This window comes from Kitasatospora sp. NPDC057542, assembly GCF_042801945.1.
Lineage (GTDB): Bacteria > Actinomycetota > Actinomycetes > Streptomycetales > Streptomycetaceae > Kitasatospora.
Genome location: NZ_JBHVFE010000041.1, coordinates 1 through 25,024, shown reverse-complemented (window position 1 = coordinate 25,024; position 25,024 = coordinate 1). Strand labels below are relative to the sequence as shown.

At 72.1% G+C, this 25,024-nt stretch carries 20 protein-coding genes and 1 pseudogene; 11 read left to right on the top strand and 10 right to left on the bottom strand.

What is annotated here, in order from left to right; translation table 11 throughout:
• Positions 1–429: 429 nt before the first annotated feature.
• The 3 genes from ACFU7Y_RS08265 to ACFU7Y_RS08255 are packed head-to-tail and all read right to left on the bottom strand — an operon-like array spanning position 430 to position 2,463.
• Positions 430–1,185 (bottom strand): SDR family NAD(P)-dependent oxidoreductase, encoded by a 756-nt coding sequence (locus ACFU7Y_RS08265; protein WP_224279096.1) that lies wholly within the window; start codon positions 1,183–1,185, stop codon positions 430–432.
• Complete coding sequence (locus tag ACFU7Y_RS08260) at positions 1,182–2,168, bottom strand: 3-oxoacyl-ACP synthase III family protein (protein WP_224279094.1); 987 nt, start codon at positions 2,166–2,168, stop codon at positions 1,182–1,184. Before ACFU7Y_RS08260 ends, ACFU7Y_RS08265 begins: the two co-directional genes overlap by 4 nt.
• A 34-nt stretch (positions 2,169–2,202) precedes the next feature.
• Positions 2,203–2,463 (bottom strand): hypothetical protein, encoded by a 261-nt coding sequence (locus tag ACFU7Y_RS08255; RefSeq protein ID WP_224279085.1) that lies wholly within the window; start codon positions 2,461–2,463, stop codon positions 2,203–2,205.
• Between the two features lie 1,759 nt (positions 2,464–4,222).
• On the opposite strand from ACFU7Y_RS08255, the gene ACFU7Y_RS08250 reads away from it, so the two are divergent.
• The 6 genes from ACFU7Y_RS08250 (at position 4,223) to ACFU7Y_RS08225 (ending at position 13,258) form a co-directional block, all read left to right on the top strand.
• Entirely contained in the window at positions 4,223–5,116 is an 894-nt protein-coding gene (locus ACFU7Y_RS08250; protein ID WP_224279083.1) for a class I SAM-dependent methyltransferase, read from the top strand.
• Between the two features lie 44 nt (positions 5,117–5,160).
• On the top strand, positions 5,161–6,882 hold the full coding sequence (locus tag ACFU7Y_RS08245) for a flavin-containing monooxygenase (protein ID WP_380766883.1): 1,722 nt from the start codon (positions 5,161–5,163) through the stop codon (positions 6,880–6,882).
• 2,779 nt (positions 6,883–9,661) lie between these two features.
• Positions 9,662–11,140 carry an FAD-binding protein gene (locus tag ACFU7Y_RS08240; protein WP_263454844.1) on the top strand — a complete coding sequence of 493 codons (1,479 nt, stop codon included), beginning with the start codon at positions 9,662–9,664 and terminating at the stop codon, positions 11,138–11,140.
• A 41-nt stretch (positions 11,141–11,181) separates the two neighbouring features.
• Positions 11,182–11,658 (top strand): hypothetical protein, encoded by a 477-nt coding sequence (locus ACFU7Y_RS08235; protein WP_380766880.1) that lies wholly within the window; start codon positions 11,182–11,184, stop codon positions 11,656–11,658.
• 35 nt (positions 11,659–11,693) lie between these two features.
• A complete protein-coding gene (locus ACFU7Y_RS08230) occupies positions 11,694–12,587 on the top strand; it encodes an alpha/beta fold hydrolase (protein WP_380766878.1) in 894 nt (297 codons plus the stop codon).
• 5 nt (positions 12,588–12,592) lie between these two features.
• Complete coding sequence (locus ACFU7Y_RS08225; RefSeq protein ID WP_224283356.1) at positions 12,593–13,258, top strand: 4'-phosphopantetheinyl transferase superfamily protein; 666 nt, start codon at positions 12,593–12,595, stop codon at positions 13,256–13,258.
• Between the two features lie 225 nt (positions 13,259–13,483).
• On the opposite strand, the gene ACFU7Y_RS08220 is transcribed toward ACFU7Y_RS08225, so the two are convergent.
• From ACFU7Y_RS08220 to ACFU7Y_RS08210, 3 genes are all read right to left on the bottom strand, one after another.
• Positions 13,484–14,641 (bottom strand): GDSL-type esterase/lipase family protein, encoded by a 1,158-nt coding sequence (locus ACFU7Y_RS08220; RefSeq protein WP_380766876.1) that lies wholly within the window; start codon positions 14,639–14,641, stop codon positions 13,484–13,486.
• 102 nt (positions 14,642–14,743) lie between these two features.
• Positions 14,744–15,322, bottom strand: a complete 579-nt coding sequence (locus ACFU7Y_RS08215) for a TetR/AcrR family transcriptional regulator (RefSeq protein WP_380766875.1) — start codon at positions 15,320–15,322, stop codon at positions 14,744–14,746.
• Between the two features lie 85 nt (positions 15,323–15,407).
• The gene (locus ACFU7Y_RS08210; protein WP_224283353.1) at positions 15,408–16,415 is read right to left on the bottom strand and encodes an AraC family transcriptional regulator; all 1,008 of its coding nucleotides are present in this window, start codon (positions 16,413–16,415) and stop codon (positions 15,408–15,410) included.
• Positions 16,416–16,617: 202 nt separating this feature from the next.
• Between ACFU7Y_RS08210 and ACFU7Y_RS08205 the strand changes: the two genes are divergently transcribed.
• A complete protein-coding gene (locus ACFU7Y_RS08205) occupies positions 16,618–17,085 on the top strand; it encodes an anthrone oxygenase family protein (RefSeq protein WP_308020276.1) in 468 nt (155 codons plus the stop codon).
• A gap of 70 nt (positions 17,086–17,155) precedes the next feature.
• On the opposite strand, the gene ACFU7Y_RS08200 is transcribed toward ACFU7Y_RS08205, so the two are convergent.
• The 3 genes from ACFU7Y_RS08200 to ACFU7Y_RS08190 form a co-directional block, all read right to left on the bottom strand.
• Positions 17,156–17,851 (bottom strand): polysaccharide deacetylase family protein, encoded by a 696-nt coding sequence (locus tag ACFU7Y_RS08200; protein ID WP_380766872.1) that lies wholly within the window; start codon positions 17,849–17,851, stop codon positions 17,156–17,158.
• A gap of 176 nt (positions 17,852–18,027) precedes the next feature.
• Positions 18,028–18,630: a DUF1772 domain-containing protein gene (locus ACFU7Y_RS08195; protein ID WP_224283350.1), complete on the bottom strand. Its 603-nt coding sequence runs from the start codon at positions 18,628–18,630 to the stop codon at positions 18,028–18,030.
• A gap of 179 nt (positions 18,631–18,809) precedes the next feature.
• On the bottom strand, positions 18,810–19,646 hold the full coding sequence (locus ACFU7Y_RS08190; protein WP_380766870.1) for an NmrA family transcriptional regulator: 837 nt from the start codon (positions 19,644–19,646) through the stop codon (positions 18,810–18,812).
• Positions 19,647–20,008: 362 nt separating this feature from the next.
• On the opposite strand from ACFU7Y_RS08190, the gene ACFU7Y_RS08185 reads away from it, so the two are divergent.
• The 3 genes from ACFU7Y_RS08185 to ACFU7Y_RS08175 all read left to right on the top strand — a co-directional run bounded on the left by ACFU7Y_RS08185 (position 20,009) and on the right by ACFU7Y_RS08175 (position 23,967).
• Positions 20,009–21,382 carry a hypothetical protein gene (locus tag ACFU7Y_RS08185; RefSeq protein WP_380766868.1) on the top strand — a complete coding sequence of 458 codons (1,374 nt, stop codon included), beginning with the start codon at positions 20,009–20,011 and terminating at the stop codon, positions 21,380–21,382.
• 63 nt (positions 21,383–21,445) lie between these two features.
• Positions 21,446–22,669, top strand: coding sequence for an AAA family ATPase (locus tag ACFU7Y_RS08180; RefSeq protein ID WP_380766866.1), 1,224 nt, complete (start codon positions 21,446–21,448; stop codon positions 22,667–22,669).
• 56 nt (positions 22,670–22,725) lie between these two features.
• Positions 22,726–23,967 carry a VWA-like domain-containing protein gene (locus ACFU7Y_RS08175; protein ID WP_224284861.1) on the top strand — a complete coding sequence of 414 codons (1,242 nt, stop codon included), beginning with the start codon at positions 22,726–22,728 and terminating at the stop codon, positions 23,965–23,967.
• Positions 23,968–24,014: 47 nt separating this feature from the next.
• Here the strand turns inward: ACFU7Y_RS08175 and ACFU7Y_RS08170 are convergent.
• Positions 24,015–24,458 (bottom strand): annotated as a pseudogene (locus ACFU7Y_RS08170) (hypothetical protein); the annotation flags it as partial.
• A 130-nt stretch (positions 24,459–24,588) separates the two neighbouring features.
• On the opposite strand from ACFU7Y_RS08170, the gene ACFU7Y_RS08165 reads away from it, so the two are divergent.
• Positions 24,589–25,024 (top strand): hypothetical protein (locus tag ACFU7Y_RS08165; protein WP_380766864.1); only part of this gene is annotated, 436 nt, incomplete at its 3' end.

Genomic DNA, 25,024 nt, shown 5'->3' with positions numbered 1-25,024 from the left:
AGACCCGGCCCCGGGAACGGCGGGACGGTGGGACGGCCCGGACCCCGAACCCCGCACCGGCGGGACGACCCGGCCCCGGGAACGGCGGGACGGTGGGACGGCCCGGCCCCCGAACCCCGCACCGGCGGGACGACCCGGCCCCGGGAACGGCGGGACGGTGGAAGGGCCCGGACCCCGGTCCCTGCCGCGTACCCCGGCAGGCGGTGCCACAGCCCCCGGGGGGGCAGGACGCAGGTGCGCCCCCTCGGCGTGCCCGGCACGGGGACAGGCACGCCGAGGGGGCGCGAAGGGACCTGCGGACCGCGGCCCGGACCCGGAGGACGGACCCGGGCCCGGAGGACGGACCGGACGGACCGGGCGGACCGGACCCGGAGGACGGACCGGATCCGGTGGACCGGCCGGGCGGGCCGGGGTGGCCGGGGGTGGCGCTCAGGTGATGGAAGCGCCGGAGTCGATGCTGATGACCTGGCCGGTCATGCAGTCCTGGTCGAGGAACAGGGTGATCGAGCGAGCGACCTCCCGCGGGGTGACGAACCGCGGCACCGGGACCTTCTCCCGCATGCCCGCCACCACGTGCTCGGGCAGCGTGTCCGTCATACCGGTGATCATGAAACCGGGCGACAGGGCGTTGACGGTCACCCCCCGCCGGCCGCACTCCGCCGCGAGGGTGCGGGTCAGTCCGATCAGGCCCGCCTTCGACGCGGAGTAGGCGGTCTGCCCGGCAGTGGCGATCAGCGCCGACGGCGAGACGATGTTCACCACCCGCCCCCAGCGCGCCCGCAGCATCGCCGGCACGCACGCCCGCGCGGTGTGGAAGGAACCCACCAGGTTGGTGTCGATCACCTGCCGCCACTCGGCGGGGTTCTGCATCGCCATCAGCGCGTCCTTGCGGATCGCCCCGTTGTTGACGAGCACGTCCACCGGCCCCAGCGCGGCCTTGATCTGCTCGTACATCACCCCGACCGCGTCCCAGTCGGCGACCGAACCGGTCACCAGCACATGCTCGTTGACCAGCTGCGCGGCGACCTTCTCCGCGCCCTCACGGGAACTGTTGTAGTGCACCGCGACCCGGCAGCCCGCCGCGTCCAGCGCCAGCGCCAGCTCACTGCCCAGCCCCCCGGAGGCACCGGTGACCAGCGCCACCGGAGACTGCGGACGGGTACCGAAGGCGTCCTTGCCGCTCACCGCGCCACCCCTCCCCACGTCAGCAGGACCGAACCCCACGTCATACCCGCACCGAACCCGGCCAGCAGCACCGTGTCGCCGTCCTTGATCCGCCCGCTGTCCAGTGCCTCCGCCAACGCGATCGGGATCGACCCCGACGCCGTGTTGCCGTAGCGCTCCAGGTTCGTCACCAGCCGGTCGGCAGGGATACCCGTATGCGAGAGCACCGAGTTGATGATCCGGATGTTCGCCTGATGCGGCACCACATGGTCCACCTCCGCCGGCGTGATCTTCGCCTGCTCCAGCGTCTCGCGGATCGTACGCACCGTGTAACGCACCGCGTTCAGGTAGATCTCGTTGCCGTTGATCTGCGCGTAGTGCAGGCCCTTGGCGACCGTCTCGGCGGTGGTCGGCATGCGCGAGCCGCCCGCCAGGACCTTCAGACTGTTCTTGCACGAGCCGTCCGCACCCAGGTTCCACGCCCTCACACGGTTCACCGCACCCGGCTGCAGGACCACCGCACCCGCACCGTCACCCACCAGGATCGACAGGTCCCGGTCGGCGGGGTTCGCGGTCAGCGTGTGCGTGTCCGAGCCGATCACCAGGATCGGACGCGGATCCATGTGCAGCAGACCCGCCGCCGTCACCAGCGCATACACGAACCCCGCACACTCGGAGTTCACGTCGTGCGCACTGCCGGCGATCTTCAGCTCGTCGTGGACGAACGCCGACGTCGCCGGCGAGGGCTGTTCCGGAGTGGCCGTCGCCACGATCAGGTGCGCGATGTCCGCACCCGAAAGGCCCGCGCGTTCCAGGGCCCGGCGCCCGGCCTCCACGGCCATCGACGCCGTGGTCTGCCCCTCACCCACCGCCCTGCGCTCACGGATCCCGCACCGCGAGACGATCCAGTGCTCGTCCACACCGAACCGCTGCGCGAGCTCGGCACTGGTCACCACACGTTCGGGCACCGACATGCCCCAGCCGGTGACGTCGAAACCGCTCACCACCCGACCCCTCTCTCCCCTGGTGGCCGGGGTCTCAGTTACCGGCAGCCGGCACGAGCGCCAGGATCCGCTCGTGGACCACACGCAACGTCGTGGTGTCGTCGATGTCCGCGAACAGCGACTCGTCCGCCGGAATGTGCGGGTACTGGTTCTGGAAGCCGTACAGCCACTCCATCAGGTCCAACGAGTCCACGTCCGCGATGTGCTGCAACGCGGCGTCCGCGTCGATCTCCTGAGCACCGGAAACCGCCTGAAGCTGCTGGGCCAGGTCCTCGATCGTGGGGATCTGAGACATCAGTGATCGTTCCTCTCCACGCCCACCTCTCAAGTGGGCGCCATCAACGCGTCGAAAGAACAGGTCAGGAAGACACCCCCGGAACCCCGCCCCACACCCCGACCACCCTCAGGCGGACAAAGCCAGGACGAACGCTCCGCAGCGCCCCGGGAACCAAACGAGGCATAGAACACCCCGCACCCCGGCAACGAAGCACCCGCACACCCGCACCACGCACCCCACCACACCAGCCACACCACACCCCCCGAACCCGCCACCCGCCCACCCGCCCGCCCACCCGCCGGCCGGGCCCCGAGCGGACACCACCGCACCCCGCCCCCGGCAACACACCACACCGACACACCAGGGAACGAACGAACGGACCGGCACACACGGCACACGAACAAACAGGACGAGCGGAACAGACAGGACCAGCGGAACAGACAGGACCAGCGGAACGGACAGGACGAGCAGGACGAGCAGGACGGGCAGGACGGGCAGGGCAAGGCGCACGAGACCGGCACGAGAGCCCGCACAACGGACCCCTTACGGAACAACGCGGCACGACCCCCGGACAGCCAACAACACCACCCGGGAACCGAAGCGCCCCCAACGACAGACCATGGGAGCCACGTGTCTTGCCGAAACCGCATGAAACCCGCCCCCATGCAACCAGCCCGCAACCCACCCACCCCCACCCCCCTTGCGCACCGCTTGCGAGACACACGCTTACCTGACCCACAACACACCGCACCCGCACGCACACCACCCCAACCCACACCCGCACAACCGCACGACCGCGGCACCGCCGTACGGCGGAGGCACGGCGCTACGGCAGCGGCACGGCTGCGGTACGGCGGCACGACCACGGCACCGCCGTACGGCGGCACGGCTGCGGTACGGCGGCCGTCCGGACAGCCGGCACCCGCCGCGAACCGGGCCCGCACCACCGCACCAACCGCCCCCACAGGGCGGAACCGGCCACCACCGCTCCACAGCCGCCACGGCAGCCACGGCGGACCGCCCGGCACGCACCACCGACACCACCCGGACGCCAAGAAACCGAACAGCCCGACCATTCACCCCCCGGCAGCACCAACCACCCGGGAGAACAACCCCGTCCGACAAGAACCACCGCACACCGGGCAGCACCAACCACCCGGCACCGCAAGCAGGTTCACAAGAACCACCGCCAAACGCCGGGCAGCACCAACCACCCGGCAACGGCGGCCGACCGGGCACACCGCCCGGGCCCGCCAGACACCAAGAACACCGCACACCAGGGCCGTTCACCCCCGGCAGCACCAACCACCCGGGGAATCAGCCCAGCTCGACAAGAACCACCACCACACACCGGGCAGCACCAACCACCCGGCAACGGCGGCCGACCGGGCACACCACCCGGACCCGCCAGACACCAAGAACACCGCACACCAGGGCCGTTCACCCCCGGCAGCACCAACCACCCGGGGAATCAGCCCAGCTCGACAAGAACCACCGCACGCCGGGCAGCACCAACCACCCGGCACGGCAGGCACCAAGGCCTCGGCCCGACAGGGCCGCCCACTCCGGCCGGCACCCGCCGGTCCGGACCCGGACAACAACACAGCCCGACCGGGCAACCGGGCAACCGGATCGGTCGCACGGCAACCACACCGAAGGCCGTGGCAGCCAGGCCCACCCGGCACCACCAGGCCGCCCGCCGCGGCCCGGCCCACCCGCCGTCGCGCATCCCGTCCGACCACCTATTCCACAACCGTCAACCGAGGGGCCCCATCCCATGACCACCGTCGAAGCCCGCTCCATCAACCCCGACGTCGAGGCCATCCGCCACCACTACGAGGTCCCCAACGAGCTCTACCGGCTCATCCTGGGCCCCACCATGATGTACTCCGGCGGCTACTGGGAGGACGGCGAGGACCTCGTCGCCGTCCTCGACGAGGCCCAGGAACGCAAGCTCGACGCCTTCACCGACCTCGCCCGCGCCGCCCACACCGACTCCGTCCTGGACATCGGCTGCGGCTGGGGCACCATGCTCAACCGCCTCACCACCGTCCACGGCGTCAAGAAGGCCGTCGGCGTCACCCTCTCCCGCACCCAGGCCGACTTCGTCGACGCCCTCGCCAACCCCGCCATCGAAGCCCGCGTCGAAAGCTGGGAAGACCACCGCCTCGCCGACGGCCAGGCCCCCTACGACGCCGCGTTCTGCATCAACGCCCTCGAACACTTCGTGCTCTCCTCCCTCACCCCCAAGGAGCGCACCCAGCGCTACCGCGTCTTCTTCAAGCAGGTCCACTCCCTGCTCAAGCCCGGCGCCCGCTTCGTCCTGCACACCATGACCGTCGAGAACCCCCCGCTGCGCCGCCAGCTCCTGGACGACCTCAAGTTCCTCCAGCGCGAGGAGTTCGAAGGCTGCCACATCCCGCGCCTGCCCGAACTCGCCGCCGGCCTCGACGGCCTCTTCGAGGTCACCGAGATCCGCAACGAACCCGAGTCCTTCGCCCGAGCCTGCCGCGCCTGGCTCCAGCTCCTGGCCGCCCGCCGCGACGAAGCCGTCACCATGACCGACGAGACCACCGTCGCCCGCTTCGAGCGCTACCTCGACATCTTCGCCTACACCCTCGAAGACCACATCTTCAACAACTTCCGCGTCACCCTCACCCGCCGCGCCTGACCCCCAGGCCCACCGAGGACACCCCAGAAGAGGACACCGACGCCATGACCACCACCCCCGCCCCCAACCGCACCACCACCAGCCACCCCACCACCGGCACCGGCACCGGCACCGCCGCAGCAGCGGCCCCCGCCACCACCCCGGCGGCGGGGGTGGCCCCCACCCCCACCACCGCAGGCACCACCGCAGGCACCACCGCGGGCACCGGCACCACCGCAGGCACCGGCACCAGCACCACCGCGGGCACCGGCACCGGCACCGCCACCCACCCCACCGCCGACCTCGCCGTACGCCACCTCAAAGTCGCCGTCATCGGCGCCGGCATCTCCGGCCTCGGCACCGCCATCGGCCTCCTGCGCGCCGGCATCAACGACTTCCTCGTCTTCGAACGCGCCCACGACCTCGGCGGCACCTGGCGCGACAACACCTACCCCGGCTGCGCCTGCGACGTCCAGGCCCACCTCTACTCCTTCTCCTTCGCCCGCAACCCCGAATGGAAATCCACCTTCGCCACCCAGGCCGAAGTCCACGCCTACCTCAAAGACTGCGCCACCCGCTACGGCGTCGACCCCCACCTGCGCTACGACCACGAACTCCTCGACGCCACCTGGAACGACACCCACCACCACTGGGACATCCGCACCAAACACGGCCGCTACACCGCCCAGGTCCTCGTAACCGGCACCGGCTACCTCTCCGACCCCGCCATCCCCGACCTGCCCGGCCTCGACACCTTCACCGGCACCGTCTTCCACTCCTCCCGCTGGCGCCACGACCACGACCTCACCGGCCGCAACATCGCCGTCATCGGCACCGGCGCCTCCGCCATCCAGTTCGTCCCCGCCATCCAACCCGACGTCGCCCGCCTCGACCTCTACCAGCGCACACCCCCCTGGGTCGCCGCCAAACCCGACAAACCCAACACCCCCCGCCACACCTGGATGCTGCGCCACCTACCCGGCTACCAGCGCTTCCGCCGCGCCTTCAACAAACACGGCCGCGAAATCGTCGCGTTCTTCATGTCCCGCCCCTCCCGCACCACCGGCATGAAGAACATGGCCGCCGGCCACCTCAAGAAATCCGTCACCGACCCCACCCTGCGCAAACGCCTCACCCCCGACTACACCGTCGGCTGCAAACGCCTGCTCTTCTCCAACACCTGGTACCCCGCCATCCAACAACCCAACGTCGACATCATCTCCGACACCATCACCCACATCGGCCCCACCCACATCACCACCGCCGACGGCACCCGACGCGACATCGACACCATCATCCTCGCCACCGGCTTCACCGCCACCGACCGCCCCATCGCCCGCCTCATCCACGGCCGCAACGGACGCACCCTCGCCGACACCTGGAACACCCACGGCATGACCGCCCACCGCGGCACCACCATCCACGGCTTCCCCAACCTCTTCATGATCCTCGGCCCCAACACCACCCTCGGCCACTCCTCCCAAACCGTCATGATCGAAGCCCAGATCACCTACATCCTCGCCGCCCTCAAAACCCTCCACACCCACCACCTCACCACCCTCGACGTCCACCCCGAAGCCCAAAACGCCTACAACCACACCCTCCAAACCCGCCTCAAAAACACCGTCTGGAACACCGGCGGCTGCCACAGCTGGTACACCGACACCAAAGGCAACAACCCCTCCATCTGGCCCACCTACACCTGGCGCTTCCACCAACAAACCCGCACCTTCGACCTCACCAACTACCAAACCGCCACCCACACCAACCACACCACCACCCCCTAACACCCCCCACCCAGCCACCACCCCAACCACCCCCACCGCCACCGCCACCGCCACCGCCACCGCCACCGCCACCGCCACACAGCACAGCACGGCACGACACGGCCAACACAACCAGAGGCCGGTAGACGGGGCCGACGGGAGCGGGTACGGCCGGTAGGGCTGGTGAGGCCGGTAGGAGCAGTGCAGCCGGTAGGGCTGGCGAGGCCGGTAGAAGCAGTGCAGCCGGTAGGGCTGGCGAGGCCGGTACAGTCGGCAGGACTGACAGGGCAGGCCGATAGGAACCGCAGAATCGGTACGGCCGGCAGACGGGGCCGGTAAGGCTGGTAGGGCCGGTAGTCCCGGCGGCCAGCACGGCCGGCAGAACTGACAGGGCAGGCAGATGGAACCGATCGGGCCGATAGGAACGGTGCGGCCAGCGCAATCGACACGGCCAAGGAAGACCGGCACGGCCGGTAGGACCGGCGGCCAGCGCGGCCGACAGGACTGACAGCGCAGGCCGACAGGGCCGGTAGGAACGGTGCGGCCAGCAGGACCGGCGGCCAATATGGTCGGTCCAGCCGGCAGGACTGGTAGGACCAACACAACTGATGGGCCGGTACAACTGCCAGGCAAGCAACCGGCCCCGCGCCAGCACAACCGGCACAGCCAGTAAAGCCGATGCGGCCGGTACGACCAGCAAGCAGGAGGACCGGGACAGCCGGCAAGACCAGCAGGACCACTAGGACCGGAACAGCCGGGACAGCCAGTGCGGCCGATAGGCAAGGCAACCGGCTCCCACACCCGCACAACCGGCACCGCCAGTACGTCAGGTACAGCAGGTACGACAGGCCGGCAGGCGAGGGAGCCGACCCCCGCACCACCACAACCGAACACCGGCACCACCCACCAGCCACCCGACCACCAGGACCCCGCAACACCAACCCGTCCTGACACACCGGGGGCCACCCGAACATCACCACCCCGCGCCAGCACAATCGGCACGACCAGTACGACCAGTACGACCAGTACGGCCGGTGCGGCTGGTGCGGCTGGTAGGAGCGACAACCAGGAGGACCGGGACAGCCGGTAGAGCCGATTGGTCCGGTAGAGCCGATTGGGCCGGTACGGCCAGTGAGGCCGATAGGCAAGGCAACCGGCTCCCACACCCGCACAACCGGCACCGCCAGTACGTCAGGTACAGCAGGTACGACAGGCCGGCAGGCGAGGGAGCCGACCCCCGCACCACCACAACCGAACACCGGCACCACCCACCAGCCACCCGACCACCAGGACCCCGCAACACCAACCCGTCCTGACACACCGGGGGCCACCCGAACATCACCACCCCGCGCCAGCACAATCGGCACGACCAGTACGACCAGTACGACCAGTACGGCCGGTGCGGCTGGTGCGACCGGTACGGCCGGCGCGGCTGGTGCGGCTGGTAGGAGCGACAACCAGGAGGACCGGGACAGCCGGTAGAGCCGATTGGTCCGGTAGAGCCGATTGGGCCGGTACGGCCAGTGAGGCCGATAGGCAAGGCAACCGGCTCCCACACCCGCACAACCGGCACCGCCAGTACGTCAGGTACAGCAGGTACGACAGGCCGGCAGGCGAGGGAGCCGACCCCCGCACCACCACAACCGAACACCGGCACCACCCACCAGCCACCCGACCACCAGGACCCCGCAACACCAACCCGTCCTGACACACCGGGGGGCCACCCGAACATCACCACCCCGCGCCAGCACAATCGGTACGACCAGTACGACCAGTACGGCCGGTGCGGCTGGTAGGAGCGACACGCAGGAGGACCGGGACAGCCGGTAGAGCCGATTGGGCCGGTACGGCCAGTGAGGCCGACAGGCAAGGCAACCGGCTCCGCGCCAGCACGACTGGTAGCGCCATTACCTCAGGTACAGCCGGAACGCCTGGCAGGACCAGCGGACAGACGGCCGGTGCAGCCAGCAAAACTGGTAGGACCGGCGGGCCGGTACAACCGCCAGGCAAGGAGCCGGCCCCACGCCAGCACAACCGGCACAGCCGGTAAGGCCGATGCGGCCGGAAGGACCAGCAAGCAGGAGGACCGGCACGGCCGGTAAGACCGGCAGGCAAGGGAGCCGACCCCCGCACCACCACAACCGAACACCGGCACCACCCACCGGCCACCCGACCACCAGGGCCCCGACCGAAAACCGAGGCCCCGCAACCGGGCCCCACAAGACCACCGAACACGCGACACCCACCACGAACCAGCCCGTCACGACAGGAACTTCAGGAACCGCCCACCCAAAACGGCCACCCCGCACTGCCGGACCGCACCAACCACAACCACCGCCCACCACGCACCACGCCGAAGGCCCCGGACACGACACGAGCCCCGGACACGGCCCACCCCAGGCACCACCCCCGAAACCCGGACACCGGCCGGACACCACCCGGGCACCGGTCGGGCACCGGCCGGACACCACCCAGGCACCGGTCGGGCACCGGCCGGGCACCGGCCGGCCGACCCGGCCCAGCAGCCCCGAAAACCACCCTCACCACCCGCGCCGCCACCAAGAGCCCGCAGTGCCGCCCACCCAGACCGGCACCGTCACCACCCGCCCGGAACCACCCGACACCCACCACAACCAGCCCCAAACAAACCGGACTCCAGGAACCGCCCACCCACAGCACCCACCCCCCGAACCCCCCGAACCGGACAGGCCACACCAACCCGGCCCGCCCACCCCCCTCGCCCACGACCTACCGACAACCCACCGCCCCACCCACACCATCCACCAGGAGACCACCCCGCATGAACCGCCCCGCCCTGTCCAGGCGCGCCCTGCTCACCGGCGCCGCCGCCACCGTCATCGGCTTCAACACCACCACCCGCACCTGGGCCACCACCAACACCCCCACACCCCCCGGCTGCATCACCCCCCTCCCCCCCATCCAAGGCACCCTCACCACCAACACCACCACCCGCACCGCCTACGCCCAGGACTTCGGCCGCCTCACCACCACCACCCCCTACGCCGTCCTCAACCCCGCCGGCGCCCCCGACATCGCCACCATCATCAACTTCGCCCGCCGCAACCAACTCAAAGTCGCCATGAACGGCCAAAGCGGCACCGGAAACGACCTCGAATCACACTCCAACTACGGCCAAGCCGGAGTCGCCGGCGGCATCAGCATCAACGCCCGCGCCCTCAACCGCATCCACACCATCACCCCCACCAACGCCACCGTCGACGCCGGCGTCACCTGGGCCCAACTCACCGAAGCCGCCCTCACCCAAAACCTCACACCCCCCTGCCTCACCGACTACCTCCACCTGTCCATCGGCGGCACCATCAGCGTCGGCGGCATCGGCTCCACCGTCCACAAACACGGCCTCCAAGCCGACACCGTCGAATCCATCGAAATCGTCACCGGCACCGGCCGCATCCTCACCGCCTCCCCCACCCGCAACCCCGACCTCTTCCACACCGCCCTCGCCGGCGCCGGCCAAGTCGGCATCATCACCCGCGCCACCGTCAAACTCATCCCCGCCCCCCAAAACGCCCGCGTCTTCACCCTCACCTACGACAACCAGAACACCTTCCTCACCGACCAACAAACCCTCCTCGCCGACGGCCGCTTCCCCTCCCAAGTCGGCGAAATCCTCATCCAACCCACCGGCCAACCCCCCCGCTACAAAATCGAAGCCGTCGCCCACTACAACGGCACCACACCCCCCGACCCCACCCCCCTCCTCACCGGCCTCAACCCCACCACCACCGACATCACCGACCAGACCTACCGCGACTACACCTACCGCGCCGACACCTTCGCCGACACCATCAAAAACCTCGGCTACTGGAACGCCCCCAAACCCTGGCTCTCCCTCTTCCTCCCCGCCTCCACCACCCCCACCTTCCTCACCGAAGCCCTCCCCCACATCACCCCCGACGACATCGGCGCCGGCCTCCTCCTCTGCTACCCCTTCCACACCAACAAACTCACCCACCCCCTCGCCATCACCCCAAACGAACCCATCACCTACCTCTTCGACTTCCTCGCCTTCCCCCACCCCAACACCAACCCCACCCCCGCCCTCACCCGCAACCGCACCCTCTACAACCGCGCCACCCAACTCGGCGCAAAACGCTACCTCGTCGGCGCCATCCCCAACATGACCCAAACCGACTGGCAAAACCACTACGGCCCCCACTGGACCACCCTCACCACCGCCAAAAACACCTACGACCCCACCCACACCCTCACCCCCGGCCAAAACATCTTCCCCTAACACCCAACCCCCCCCACCCCCACCCACCAAAAGGCGACCCCATGCACCCCATCCACCACACCGACCAAACCCTCCTCAACCACCCCACCCACACCGTCTGGAACGCCCTCATCAACGAACTCAACGGCAAAACCACCTGGTGGCACCCCCACAACACCCACCAACCCGGCCCCACCGGCCCCCACCACCCACACGGCACCACCACAACCACCATCCACACCACCGGAATCGGCAAACCCGGCCCCAAACTCCACTTCACCAGCACCACCACCCACATCACCCCCCACACCCAACTCACCCAAACCCACACCGGCCACTTCCACGGCACCACCACCTACACCCTCACCCCCCACAACAACAACACCCAAACCCAACTCACCATCACCTTCACCACCACACCCCACCACCTCGCCAAACTCCTCAACAAACTCACCAACCTCACCACCAAACACACCACCGCCACCCAAAACGCCCTCACCAACCTCCACCACCACCTCAACAACCAAAACCCCGAATAGAAGAACCGAAAACAACACCGGAAAAGGAGGCCCCCGTGACCATCACCGAAATCCCCGCGCTCCCCGCCCCGCACGCCGTCACCACCACCGACCACGCCGCGACCACCGACGATCACGCGCACCTCGCCATCACGGTCCACCAGCCGGGCGAGCCCGACCCGAGCCGCCCGCTGGTGCTGCTCGTCCACGGCTGGGCAGCCTCCCGGACCGTGTGGCACGCCACCGCGCACCAACTTGCGGCGGCCGGGCACACGGTGGCCACGTACGACCAGCGGGGTCACGCCTCGTCGACGTCCGGGCGGGAGCCGATCAGCATCGAGCGGCTGGCGCGGGACCTGGACACCGTCGTGGGGACGCTCACCACGCCGGAGCGGCCGGTCGTGGTGGTGGGGCACTCCGGCGGGGGGTACGCGGCACTGGCCTGGGCGGCGGGGCTGTCCGCCGGGCGGGGTGGCGCAACCAGCAAGCGGCTGGCGGGGCTTGTGCTCGTGTCGACTGCTTCGCACGGGCAGAACACCCCGGCGAACGAGGTCAAGATGATGGGGTCGAAGCTGTTCAGCCGGGCGCTGCGGACCCCATGGCTGGGACGTCGACTGCTCGGGGGGACGCACGGGCCGGGTGCCTCACTGCCGGCGCGGGAGGCCAACCGTCGGCTGTTCGCCGCCACCTTGCCGTCGACCCGGGCCGCCTGTTTCGCGTCGACCCAGGAGATGGACCAGCGCGCGGGCCTGGCCGGGATCACTGCGCCGACCGCGGTCATCACCGGCACCGAGGACAAGATCGTGAAGCCCGTGTTCAGCCAGGAGCTCGTCTCGGCACTGCCGCACGCCGAGCTGCACCGGATTCCCGACACCGGCCACATGGTGCCGTTGGAGACTCCGCAGCACATCGCGCACCACACTCACCTGCTGGTCACGGCCGGCCGCTGACGACCGTGACCACCACCGCCCCGGCCGGCGTCCTGGCCGCTCTGCTCCCGCCCCACGTCCACTGCGCCGAGGCCTTCGGCGCCCCGGCCGAGGCCCGGCTGCTGCCGCTGGAGGCGGCGTACATCCACGACCGATCACCGCGCCGCCGCCGGCAGTTCGCCACCGCCCGGACGCTCGCCCGCCAGGCCCTCGGCGCTCTCGGGCACCCGCCGGTGCCGCTGCTGCCCGGTCCGGGAGGGGCGCCCCGGTGGCCGGCGGGCGTCACGGGCAGCATCACCCACACGGACGGGTACACGGCTTGCGCCGTCGCGGGCACCGGGCACCTCGCCTCGCTCGGGATCGACGCCGAGCCCGCCCGGCCGCTCCCCCGGGGTGTGCTCCAGCTGGTCAGCAGTGAAGCCGAGCGGGGTGGCCTGGCCGTGCTGCCCGAGGGCTGCGTCCCGTGGGACACCGTCCTGTTCAGTGCCAAGGAGGCCACCTACAAGGCCGTCCATCCGCTGACCGGCACCTGGGCGCCGCTCGCGGCCATCCCCGTCACCGTGCACGCCGACGGCACCTTCACGGCCCGGCACCCGCACCATCCCGCCGTCCGCACGGGCTCCTGGGTCGTGCACCGCGGCACGGTCGTCACCGCGCTCGCGCTCCCGCCGTACCGGGCGGCCGCCGCCTGAGGCCTCCGGTGGCGGTTCGAGCACCCGTGACGCCCGTAGCCATGCGAGCGCGCCCACTCCACGAGCCCCGCCCCTCGCCCGGCATCGGCACGGCTGATGCCGGGCGGGGCGCAGCTGTGGGGTGTCGCGCCGGTCACGCGTTCGCGCTGCGGTCGGCGAGCCTGGCCGTCCTGTTGTGCAACGGCTTCACCGTCGGTTCCGTCAAAGGGACTTGGCGGACGCGACTCACGGGGCCAGCGCGCCGCCGGGGGTGAGAGCGAGTCGGGCGAAGCGCTCCGCGATGAGCCGGTGGGCCTCCGGGGAGGGGTGGAGGCCGTCGGGGAGCGGGTGGGCGTCGTGGTCGGGCTCGCCGTAGAGGGCCAGGCCGTCCAGGTGGTGCAGGTGGTGGTCGCCGTCGGCCCGGCGCTGGGCGACGATGCGGGCCAGTTCGGCGCGGATGACGGTGAGGGTGAGCCGGCCGGCGGCGACTTCGGCGGGGTCACCGGTCGCGCGGAAGCGCAGGGTGCCGCTGCTGAAGTCGGGGGCGAGCGGGCCCGGCACGGATTCGTGGAGCGGGCAGAGCAGCGGGGAGACGACCAGCAGCGGTGTGGTCGGGTGGCCGTCCCGGATGGTGTCCAGGAAGCCGTGAACGGCCGGAGTGAAGGCGCGGAGCCGCATCAGGTCGCTGTTCACGAGGTTGATGCCGAGTTTGAGGCTGATCAGGTCCGCTGGGGTGTCGCGGATGGTGCGTGCGATGAAGGGGTCGAGCAGGGCGCCGCCGCCGAAGCCGAGGTTGGTCAGGTCCAGCCCGGCGCTGTTGGCCGCCAGGGCGGGCCAGGTGCCGGTGGGGTGGGCGGCGTTGGAGCCGTGGCTGATCGAACTGCCGTGGTGCAGCCAGCGCTTGCGGGTGCCGGTCGGGATCGGCTGAATCGGTGCGTCGGTGTCGAGTGCGATCAGCTCGGTGGTCTCGGTGTGCGGGAGCCAGATCTCGACGGTCTTGTCCCGCTCCGGCAGGCCGGTGAACCGGGCGCTGCCGGACGGTCCTTCGGTCAGTTCGAAGCGGCCGGTGGCCAGGTCGACGGTGCGCAGGTTGCCGCCGGGAACGCCGGCTTGCGCGGTGAGCCGGCCGTCCACCAGGAGGTCGTGGACACCGTCCGGGACGTTCGGGACGCCCGGGTAGGCGCGTTTGGTGGGGACGGCGTGCAGCGTGATCGTGGTGGCGCGGGTGCGGAAGGCCAGCCGGACACCCGAGGGCTGGGACTCGGCCATCGCGAGCTGCTCGTCCGGGATCTGCCGGCGGGCGCCCGCGGGCAGGCGGTGCGGCAGCAGGCCGCGGCGGGTGTGTTCGACGTCGAGGTGGCCGTGGAGGAGGGCCTCGGTGACGGGGGTGGTGATCGTCGTCATGATGCTCTTCGGGTCGTCGGGTCGTCGGGTTGTCACATACGTCGCATGCATCTCGCGAGGCGTACGAGTCGCACGGCCCGCATGCCTCGTACGAGAGGCCGGTCAACCGGCCGTACGGGCTCCGCCCGCGCGCAGCAGGGCGTCGAGGGAGTCGATGATCCAGTCCCAGGACTGCTGCGCGTCGACTGCGGTGTGGCTGAACCCGCCGGCCGCCTCCAGACTGATGTAGCCGTGGAAGACGCTGCCGAGCATGCGCACCGCGTGGGTCTGCTCCGGCTCGGTCAGGTCGTAGCCGCGCAGGATCGCCCTGGCCATCTGGGCGTGCCGGACGCCCGCGCCGGCGGCGGCCGTCGCGGCGTCCAGGCGCAGGCGGGTGGCGTCGTAACGGCCGGGGTGGCGGGCCGCGTAGTCGCGGTAGGCGTCCGCGAAGGACGCGAGCGCGTCGCGGCCCGCCCGGCCGGCGAGGGCGTCGGCGACCAGGTCGGCGAGTTCCTCCAGGGCGTGCAGGGCGATCCGGGTCTTGAGGTCCTGGGAGCTCTTGACGTGGGAGTAGAGGCTGGCCGTCTGGACGCCGAAGCGGCGGGCGACCGCGGCGACGGTCACCTGGTCGAAGCCGACCTCGTCGGCGAGCTCGGCGCCCGCGACGACCAGGCGTTCGACGGTCAGTCCTGCCCTTGCCATGTGCGTTCTCCCGTCCGGTCACGTCGGTGATCTACGGACAGTATGGAATTGCCTAAACTGTTTAGGCAACTGGAGAACGGCTCGGTCAGCCCGCCAGGATCACCGTCTCCGCCGGCCCCGAGAAGCCCGCCGGCTGCGCCGGGGCGCCCGTGGCGGCCAGCCGGCGGTGCTCCTGCGGGCTGATGCCGCGCACCCGCTTGAACGCCGCCGAGAGGGCGAAGGCGTTGCTGTAGCCGACCTTGCGGGCGGCGAAGGCGACGGTGCACTCGGGCTCGCGCAGCAGGTCGGCGGCGACCGCCAGGCGCCAGCCCGCCAGGTAGGCCATCGGGGGCTCGCCGACCAGGGCGGTGAAGCGGCGGGCCAGGCCGGCCCGGGAGACCCCGACCTGCTGGGCCAGCTCGGCGACCGTCCAGGCGGTGGCGGGGTCGTCGTGCATCAGCCGCAGCACCGGGCCGACCACCGGGTCGTGCTGGGCGCGGTACCAGGCGGGGGCGCCGGAGTCGGGGGCGGCCAGCCAGGCGCGCAGCACGGAGACCACCAGGAGGTCCAGGATGCGGTCCAGGACCAGCTCCTGGCCGGGCTCGTTGCGCCCTATCTCAGCGGCCAGCAGGTGCACCAGGGTGTCGTCGGCGCCGGTGCCGGCCGGACGGACCAGCAGCGCGGGCAGGCAGCCGAGCAGCCGCTGGCCGATCTCGTGCTCGGCCTGGTAGGTGCCGGACAGCACCACCGAGGAGGCCTGGTCGCCCTCCCGGCCCTGGCCCCAGGTCCGGACGCCGAGCGACATCACCTCGGAGACGTCCACCCCGCCCTTGGTGCAGACCTGGCCCGGGCCGACGATCACGTCCACCGGGGTGTCCGGGTCGTCCGCCACGGTGTACGGCTCCGGGCCGCGCACGATCGCCACGTCCCCGGGGTGCAGCAGCAGCGGGGTGCCGCGCTCGGGCAGGATCCAGGCGTCGCCGCGGACCATCGTCACCACCGAGAGCGGAGCCCGGTCCTCGATCCGCAGCGACCACGGCGGGGTGAGGATGGAGCGCAGCAGGAACGCGCCCCGGGCCTTGGGGCCGTCGAGGAGTCCCGTCAGAGTGTCCATGGCGTCAAGTCTAGACGGCAGGACATCATTTGACGTCTTGTCATTTGAGAGACTCTTGAGCGATCGAGGTGGCTCGCGCCGCTCAAATGCCGGATGATCTGCCCACGGGGTACGGACTGGACACGGCGACTGCGGTACCGCGATACCGACAGCGAGAAGTGAGGGGCTCACGACGATGGAAACGGCACGCACACTCGTCCTGGTGGCGGCCACTGTCACCTGTGGACTGACCGCAGGACTCTTCTACGGCTACTCGTGCTCGGTCATGCCCGCACTCGCGCGGGTCGAGGACCGGACCTTCATCGAGGTCATGCAGCGCGTCAACGTGGCGATCCTGAACGGCTGGTTCGTCCTCGGCTTCGTCGGCGCCCTGCTCGCCACCGCGGCCGCGGTCGCCCTGCACCTGCCCTCGGACGGGCACGACGTCCTGCCCGCGACCATCGCCGCGCTGGTGCTGTACGTCGCGATGATCGGGGTCACCCGCTCGGTCAACATCCCGCTGAACGACGAGCTCGAAGCCGCCGGTTCGGCCCAGCGGATCACCGACCCGGCCGCGGTGCGCAGCCGGTTCGAGGCCCGCTGGGTGCGCTTCAACGTGCTGCGCGCTCTGCTGTCGACCGGCGCGCTCGCCTGCCTCGCCTGGGCGCTCGTCCTCAACGGGCGGAGCTGACCGGGCCCGGACCCGCTCGACGGGCAGGCCCGACCACGCCGCCCGTACCCGCCACCCTCTGCGGCCGGACTCAGCCGCAGAGGGTGGCGAAGCCGTACCCGCGCGCCTTGAGCGTGGAGATGATCGCCGGCAGCGCGGCCACCGTCTGGCTGCGGTCGCCGCCACCGTCGTGCAGCAGGATCACCGAGCCGGGCCGGACGTTGTTCAGCACCCGGGACCGGATCGCGGCCGTACCGGGGCGGGACCAGTCCGCCGGGTCCACCGACCAGAGCACGACCTGCTTGCCGAGCGCCGCGGCCTTCGAGCGCACCGTGCTGTTGACCGCGCCGTACGGCGGGCGCAGGCAGCTCGGGGTGCGGCCGGTCTGCGCACGGATGGCCTTGTCGGTGTCGGCCACCTGCGCGTTGAGCGCGGTGGCGGAGAGCTTGCGCAGGTCCGGGTGCGACCAGGAGTGGTTCTGCACGCTGTGTCCCCGCCTGGCGACCTGCGCGGTCACCGAGGGGTGGGCGGCGACGTTCTGTCCGATCTCGAAGAAGGTCGCGCGCACTCCGTACCGGTCGAGCGTCGCCAGGACCTTGGGGGTGTAGGCGGGGCTGGGGCCGTCGTCGAAGGTCAGGTAGACCACCTTGCCGCCCTTGGTGCCGGCCGCCTCCGCCTCCGCGGCGGGCAGGGCGACCGCCGCCCCCGCCGCCAGGGCCACGACGAGCGCGCCGATCGCGGTCCTGAGCCTGCCAACTGCCTTGCGCCTGCCGGGTCGTACGGACATGCCTGCTCCCTGCGGTCGGAACTCCGTGCACCGGCCAGTCTGCTCCCGACGGCCCGTCCGCCGCGACCCGCCGTCGGTCGCGAGCGAACGGAATCGGCCAGCCGGGCACCGGGTGCCGCCGGCATGCCGAAGGCCCCCGGCGGGGTTCCGTCGGGGGCGATGGGCGGGGGCGGCGTTCAGCGCTCCGCGCGGCCGTGCAGCACCAGGGAGCGGGTCAGCGCGAGCAGCCCGCCGGTGCAGAGCGCGGTGCGGAGCATGTTGACCGGCACCCAGGTGTCCGCGAACTTGGCCCGCACGGCGGCGAGGTCGTGGATCTGCGACACGTCGCCGGCCGCCGCCAGCTCGTTGTTGAGCGGGATGTTGACGCCCATGGTGACGATCAGCGCCACCACGTACAGCACCGTCGCGGCCGCCGCCCACAGCGCGGCCCGGCGCCGGCCGGCCTTGTGCTGGAGCCAGGCGGCGATGCCGGTGGCGAGGAAGGCGCCGATGAAGACCAGGCCGAACAGCCCGTTCCCGTCGATCGACTTGTTGATGTGCTGCATCGCCGTCACGTAGGTCCCGTCGTCGCCCGCCGCCAGGCCCGGCATCACCGAGACGTCGAAGGCGAAGAACAGGCCGGCCATCAGGCCCATCGCGATGGTGGCGCCCACCAGGAGCGGCCCGGCGGCCTTGCTCCGGGTGGCGGGCACGGCCGGGGCCGTGCCGCCCGGCGCGAGGCCGGTGAAGGACTGTGCAGCGGTGTAGGAAGCTGGGGTCGCGGTCTGATTCGAGCGCATCGGTATTCCTTCGGTCTCCCCGGTCCCCGCCCGACGCGGGGACCCTCCCGGTGTCCGGGCCGCCGGCCTCCTCACCGCTCCCGGCCGCGGCCGGGTTGTCGGTCAGGTGGTCGGCGCCGCCCGGCACCGACGATCAACTGGACTGCCGTACGGACGGCAGGTGTTGCCCTTCTGGCTGGTCACGCGTTCCACACGCCCGAGGCGGCGGCCTCGCGGGCGTAGTCGGCGAAGTCCCTCGGCTCACGGCCCAGCGCCCGCCGCACACCGTCGCCCAGCGACGCGTTGCGACCGTCCAGGATCATCGAGAACAGCTCCGCGAAGTCCGCCGGCAGCCCCGCCGCCTCCAACACCTCCCGGTACGCCTCCTGCGAGACCGCCTCGAACCGCACCTCACGCCCCGCCGCCGCCGACAGCTCCACCGCCACGTCCGCGAACGACAGCAACCGCGGCCCCGTCAGCTCGTACACCTCCCCCGCGTGCCCCGCCTCCGTCAACGCCGCCACCGCCACATCCGCGATGTCCTCCGCGTCCACGAACGGCTCCACCGCACCACCCACCGGCAGCGCCAACTCCCCCGCCAGCACCGGCTCCAGGAAGAACGACTCACTGAAGTTCTGGTTGAACCACGCGCACCGCACCACCGTCCACGCGGCCCCCGACTCCATCACCGCCTTCTCCCCCGCCTCCGCAGCCTCCTCACCACGGCCCGACAACAGCACCAGCCGGCCCACCCCGCGCTCCGCCGCCAGCCGCGAGAACGCCCCCACCGCCTCCACCGCACCCGGGAACGCCAGATCCGGGTAGTAGGTGAGGTACGCCGCGCTCACACCCTCCAGCGCCCCCTCCCACGTCCCCTCGTCATGCCAGTCGAACGGCACCGCACCCGAGCGCGAACCCACCCGCACCTCGTAACCCCGGGCCGTCAGCCGCTCCGCCACCCGGCGACCCGTCTTCCCCGTCCCACCGACCACCAGCACGACACCGGACTCGACCGCGAGATCCACCACACCAGCCATCACAATCACCCTCACTCGGAGTAGGAGCCTGTTCGGATCGTCGGACCCGCCGGGGTTCCGTGAACCCTGCGCGTCCGTCCTCGTGTCCACCAGTCAAGGCCACTCCGGGCCGGCGAACCATAGCCTCCGCACTCAGTTCCATGCGCGAGCGTCTACGCACCGCCGCGCCCCTCCGCCCTCCACCAGAACACACCCGAGCCGCCACGAACCACCCCTCTCGACCCGGCCTCCAGCGGCCCTTGAGCACCCGGCCGCGGAGCGGAACGGTGTGGCGGGCGGCGGCGTGGGACGCTATGCTCCCCGGCGATGACCACTCACGCTGCTCACAGAATGGGGGTCCCGTCCGCGAAGAGTGCGTGCTGATGCCCACTCACCCCGCGCACGGGAACGACTCCCGCCTCTCCTTCTGGCGGCGCGTACGCGAGTACGCCGTGCCGCCCTCCATGATCGAAACCTCCACCGCCCTCCGCCTGGCCGGCGACTGGGCCGGGGCCTGCGCCGCGGCGAACGTCGAGGTCGACTTCCGCCTGCGGGACGTCGCCCGCGTCCACGGGCGGGAGCTCGCCGACCGGCTGCGGGCCGATCTCCGCTGCCTCGCACCGGACTTGCTGCGCTGGCACCTGCCGAGGTCCGCCCCGGACGGGCTGCTGCGGCCCGGGCTCACCGTACCGCTGGCCCGCTACCCGGGCGAGTCCCCGGTCGTCCTGGTGGTCCGCACGCCGCCCGCCTGGGCGGAGTACGGCCAGCGGGTCGCCCTGGCGCTCTGGGACGGCTCCGGAGGCGACGGCCGGTCGCCGCACCCGCGTCCGCGCCCCAGCCGCCGGTTCCGCTACGACCTGCACCGGCACCTCTGGGACGCCGGGCGCAGCTCGGAGCTGGCCGTCCGGGCCGGTACGGGTGACCCGCCAACGGGCCTGCTGGGTACGGACATTGGTGATCCGACGCGACGTTGTGCCGTCGACCGCTGGGCTGCCGAGGCCGAGCTGCTGCTGCGCGCCGACGGGCGCCCGGCCGGCCCTGTCTTGGTGCGGCTCGGGCGTCGGCAGCGGCTGCTGCTCGGGCCGGACGGGACGACCGCGCAGGCCTCCGGGGACACCTCGGGGCTGCCGCTGCTCCCCGATGCCGCGACCTGGGTGCCGCCCGACCTCGACCTGCTCCGCAGCGGTGTGATCGAGGCCGACCGGCTGCATCCGCTGGTGGCGGCCGCGCTGGCGCCCGGACATCCGCCCCGGGCGCAGGCGGCGACGCGGCCCCAGCCCCACCGGCTGGTGGACTGCCGAGGGGCGCGGCACCGGATCGGGCTGGTCGACGGGGTGCTCACCCCGCTCGACCACGACCCGGCCGAGCTGCACCGCGAAGAGCTGCTGGCCGCCCTGTCCGGCACCCCGCTGCCCTGTCTGCGGGCGATCGACCTCACGCACCGCCGGCCTGACCAACTGGCCGGTGTGCGCGAGCGGTTGGACCACGGCGACACCGCCGGGGCGCTGGCCGCGGTCGAGGCCCTGCTCGGCCCGGAGGCGGTGCTGCGCGACGGACCGCTCCGCGACGAGCTGGCGGCGGCGGCCGAACGGCGGATCGCCTACGGCCTCTACCGGGCGGGTCTGACCGGGCCCGAGCTCGTCAACTATCCGTTGCCACGCGTGCGCCGCAGCTCGCGCCCGGACAACGCGGCCTTCCGCCCGCGCCCGCGCCATGCCTCGTTCCGGGCCCGCCCACGCCTGGCCTCGCTCCGCTGATGCCGGCGCCGGCCGCCCGGCACTGAAGACCCATCCGCACCACACGCCTTGAGGTGATCACCCATGCCCATCCGCACGCCCGAAGCCGCCCGCCTCGACGTCGCCCGGCAGCTGCTCGACCTGCTGGCCGACACCACCACCGAACCACGCGCCGACATCCAGCTGGAGGCGCTCACCCTCGCTGTCGCCGCCGACCTGCCCGTCCTGCTCTGGGGCGAGCCCGGCATCGGCAAGACCGCCGCACTCAACCAGCTCGCCGAGGCCCTCGAACTGCCGCTGACCACGGTGATCGCCAGCGTCCACGAACCCTCCGACTTCTCCGGGCTGCCCATCGTCGGCGACGACCCGGCACAGCAGGGCGTCCCGATGGCCCCGCCGGACTGGGCGGTCCGACTGGTGCGGGCCGGACACGGGCTGCTGTTCCTGGACGAGCTGTCCACCGCGCCGCCCGCCGTCCAGGCCGCACTGCTCCGGCTGGTCCTGGAGCGGCGCATCGGCACGCTGCAACTCCCGCCCGGCGTCAGGATCGTGGCCGCCGCCAACCCGCGCTCCTCGGCGGCCGACGGCTGGGAGCTCAGCCCGCCGCTGGCCAACCGTTTCGTCCACCTCCAGTGGACGCACGACCACGAGGTGGTGGTACGCGGCCTCCGCGGCGTCTGGCCGGTGGCCACGCTGCCCCGGCTCGACCCGAAGGCACTGCCGGCGGCCGTCGTACTCGCCCGGCGCTCGGTGTGCGGGCTGCTGGCCGCCCGCCCCGAACTGGTGCACCGGCTGCCCACCACCGAGACCCGGCGCGGCGGCGCCTGGCCGTCCCCGCGCAGCTGGGACATGACGCTGCGGCTGGTCGCCTTCGCGACCGCCGCCGGCTCCTCCCGGGAGGTGCTGTCCCTGCTGGTGCGCGGCACCGTCGGCGACGGCCCGGGCCTGGAGCTGATGGCACACATGGACCGGATGGACCTGCCGGACCCGGAGGACCTGCTCGCCGACCCGGCCGGCGCGGTGCTGCCCGAGCGCGGGGACCTGCGCCAGGCCGTGCTGGACGGAGTGGTCGCGGCGGTCCGCAGCCGGCCGGACCGGGCGCGCTGGGACGCGGCCTGGGCGCTGCTGGTCCGGGCGCTGGAGGCCGGCGCGCCGGACCTGCTGGTCGTCCCGGCCACCACGCTGGCCTCGCTGCGCCGGGAGGACTGGGACGTGCCGGCGGCGATCGAACGGCTCACCCCGGCGCTGGCGGTCTCCCGCCGGGCCGACCTCGTCGGCGCACTGAAGCCCCGGACGGTGCAGCGGTGAGCGGCACGGTGGGCACGGCGACGAGCAGCACGGCGGGCACGGCGGTGAGCGGCACGGTGGGCAGCACAGCGAGCGCGCCGCCCGCGCCACTGGACGTCGAGAAGCTGTACGCCGCCCGGCTGTACGCCGTCCGGGTCCGGCCGTACCTGGCGACGGCGCTGTTCGCGCTCCACCTGGTGGAGTCCCGGCAGGTGCCGACCATGGCCGTGGACCGCCACTGGCGCTGCTACGCCTCGCCCGCCTTCGTCGCCCGCACCCCGGTGGAGCACCTGGCCGGCGTCTGGGTGCACGAGGTCTCGCACCTGCTGCGCGACCACCACGGGCGCGGCGACCGCCTCGCCCGCGAACTGGGCCTGGAGGGCCCGGCCGCCCGGCTGCGGATGAACATCGCCGCCGACTGCGAGATCAACGACGACGTGTACGGGGACGGGCTGGCCCGCCCGCCCGGCGCCGTCCGGCCGGGCATGCTCCTGCTGCCGGACGGGCTGCTCATGGAGGAGTACCTGCGCCGCTACCGCTTCCACCCGCGCAGCCTGGAGGCGGCCTGGCTGGACTGCGGCAGCGGCGCCGACGGCCTGGACCGCCCGTGGGAGCTCGGCCCCGACGGCGCCCACGGGCTCACCGCCCAGGAGCACGACGCCGTCCGCTTCCGGGTCGCCGAGGGCATCCGGGCCCGCCCGGGCTGCGCTCCGGCCGGCTGGAAGCGCTGGGCCGAGGAAGCGTTCCACCCACCGCAGCCGTGGCGGCAGCTGCTGGGCGCGGCGGTGCGCTCGGCGGTCTCCGGCCCCGGCGCGGGCGAGGACTACAGCTACGGCCGCCCCGCCCGCCGCTCGGCCGGGGTGCCGGGTGTGCTGCTGCCGAGCCTGCGGCGGCGCCCGCCGCGGGTCTCGGTGATCATCGACACGTCCGGCTCGGTCTCGGACGACGAGCTGGGCAGCGCACTGCTGGAGGTCGCGGCGATCGGCCGGGCGGTCGGTGGCCGCCGTGACCAGGTCACCGTGGTCCCCTGCGACGCGGCCGCCCAGACCGTCCACCAGCTCTGCCGGGCCGAGGGCATCCCGCTGATCGGCGGCGGTGGCACCGACCTGCGCACCGGCTTCCGCGCCGCCCTGCGCAGCCACCCCCGCCCGGACGTGGTGGTGGTCCTGACCGACGGCCAGACCCCGTGGCCCTCCGCCGCCCCGCCCTGCCGCACGGTGGTCGGCCTCTTCCCGAGGCCGAGCCGGTACGACGAGGACCAGGAGGACTACCGGCCGGACAGCCCGCCGGAGTGGGCCCGGGTGGTGACCATCGGCTGAGCGCCCGGTGCCGCTCGGGGCGTGTCCGAGCAGTGCGGGGCTCGTCGGCGGAAGGCCGCGAGGTTCTCGGCGACCCAGCGGTGGAACGGCCTGGCGGGGGATCCGGTGACCCTTTCGACGGTGTCGCGCACCTCCAGCAGCCCGTCGTTGACGTCCCCGCCCGTGACATCCAGCGCCGCATCCGCGGCCTCGGCCCCCAGGACCGCGGACATCTGCCGGTGGGCCTCCTCCCGGCCGATCTCCGCGAAGGACACCTCCCGCCCCAGGGCCGCCGCGATGGCCTCCACCTGCTGCCGGGCCGTCACCCGCTCCGGCCCGGTCAGCGCGTACGTCCGTCCCCGATGGCCGGACCCGGTCAACGCCACCCGCGCCACCGCCGCGATGTCCGCGGGGTGGACCGTGGGCAGCCCGGTGTCCGCGTACGGCACGCGGACCGTCCCCCGCGCGCGGATCGTCGACGCCCACCACAGGGCGTTGGAGGCGAACGGGCTTGAGGCCAAGGAGGTCAAAGAGGTCAAGGAGGTCACCGGCACGGTGCCCGGAGCCGCCGGGCCCGCCGTCCGCCAGCCGTGCGACCATCGGGCGGGCAAGTGCCACGGCGGGACGGAAGAGGGAGCCTCGGTGACCGAGACAGCAGCGGCCGGTACGGAAGACTTCGACCCGGACGAGCACGTGCGGTTCGCACGGTACCGCCGGGCCTTCGCGGACGTGGCGCCCGAGGACGCGGCCGCCCTCGCGGCCCGGGTGCTCACCGACCCCGAGCGCTCGATGGCGAGCTGCGCGGTCTGCGAGTACCTGGACCGGCGGGCGGCGGAGCTGCTGACGGACCCGGGCTTCCCGGCCTGGCGGCGGGAGCTGGCGGACGTCGTGGCGGCCGACGCCTTCGCCGTCCGCCGCCTGCGGGACTGGGCGCTGCTGCGGGCGATGACCCTGGACGAGCCGTGGGAGGAGGAGCAGCTGCTCGCGGCGGAGAACTGGCTCCAGGCGCACCTCGCCGAGAAGTCGCCGGCCGTGCCGGTGCTGAGCCTCCTCGCCGAGAGCGGCCGCACCCGACGCC

Excerpts from the sequence above, each read along its gene's own strand:
- ACFU7Y_RS08190 (WP_380766870.1), bottom strand. The coding sequence starts at position 19,646 with ATGGCTGGTGTGGTGGATCTCGCGGTCGAGTCCGGTGTCGTGCTGGTG.
- ACFU7Y_RS08200 (WP_380766872.1), bottom strand. The coding sequence starts at position 17,851 with ATGTCCGTACGACCCGGCAGGCGCAAGGCAGTTGGCAGGCTCAGGACC.
- ACFU7Y_RS08250 (WP_224279083.1), top strand. The coding sequence starts at position 4,223 with ATGACCACCGTCGAAGCCCGCTCCATCAACCCCGACGTCGAGGCCATC.
- ACFU7Y_RS08235 (WP_380766880.1), top strand. The coding sequence starts at position 11,182 with ATGCACCCCATCCACCACACCGACCAAACCCTCCTCAACCACCCCACC.
- ACFU7Y_RS08180 (WP_380766866.1), top strand. The coding sequence starts at position 21,446 with ATGCCCATCCGCACGCCCGAAGCCGCCCGCCTCGACGTCGCCCGGCAG.
- ACFU7Y_RS08220 (WP_380766876.1), bottom strand. The coding sequence starts at position 14,641 with ATGACGACGATCACCACCCCCGTCACCGAGGCCCTCCTCCACGGCCAC.
- ACFU7Y_RS08255 (WP_224279085.1), bottom strand. The coding sequence starts at position 2,463 with ATGTCTCAGATCCCCACGATCGAGGACCTGGCCCAGCAGCTTCAGGCG.
- ACFU7Y_RS08245 (WP_380766883.1), top strand. The coding sequence starts at position 5,161 with ATGACCACCACCCCCGCCCCCAACCGCACCACCACCAGCCACCCCACC.
- ACFU7Y_RS08185 (WP_380766868.1), top strand. The coding sequence starts at position 20,009 with ATGCCCACTCACCCCGCGCACGGGAACGACTCCCGCCTCTCCTTCTGG.
- ACFU7Y_RS08240 (WP_263454844.1), top strand. The coding sequence starts at position 9,662 with ATGAACCGCCCCGCCCTGTCCAGGCGCGCCCTGCTCACCGGCGCCGCC.
- ACFU7Y_RS08210 (WP_224283353.1), bottom strand. The coding sequence starts at position 16,415 with ATGGACACTCTGACGGGACTCCTCGACGGCCCCAAGGCCCGGGGCGCG.
- ACFU7Y_RS08215 (WP_380766875.1), bottom strand. The coding sequence starts at position 15,322 with ATGGCAAGGGCAGGACTGACCGTCGAACGCCTGGTCGTCGCGGGCGCC.
- ACFU7Y_RS08195 (WP_224283350.1), bottom strand. The coding sequence starts at position 18,630 with ATGCGCTCGAATCAGACCGCGACCCCAGCTTCCTACACCGCTGCACAG.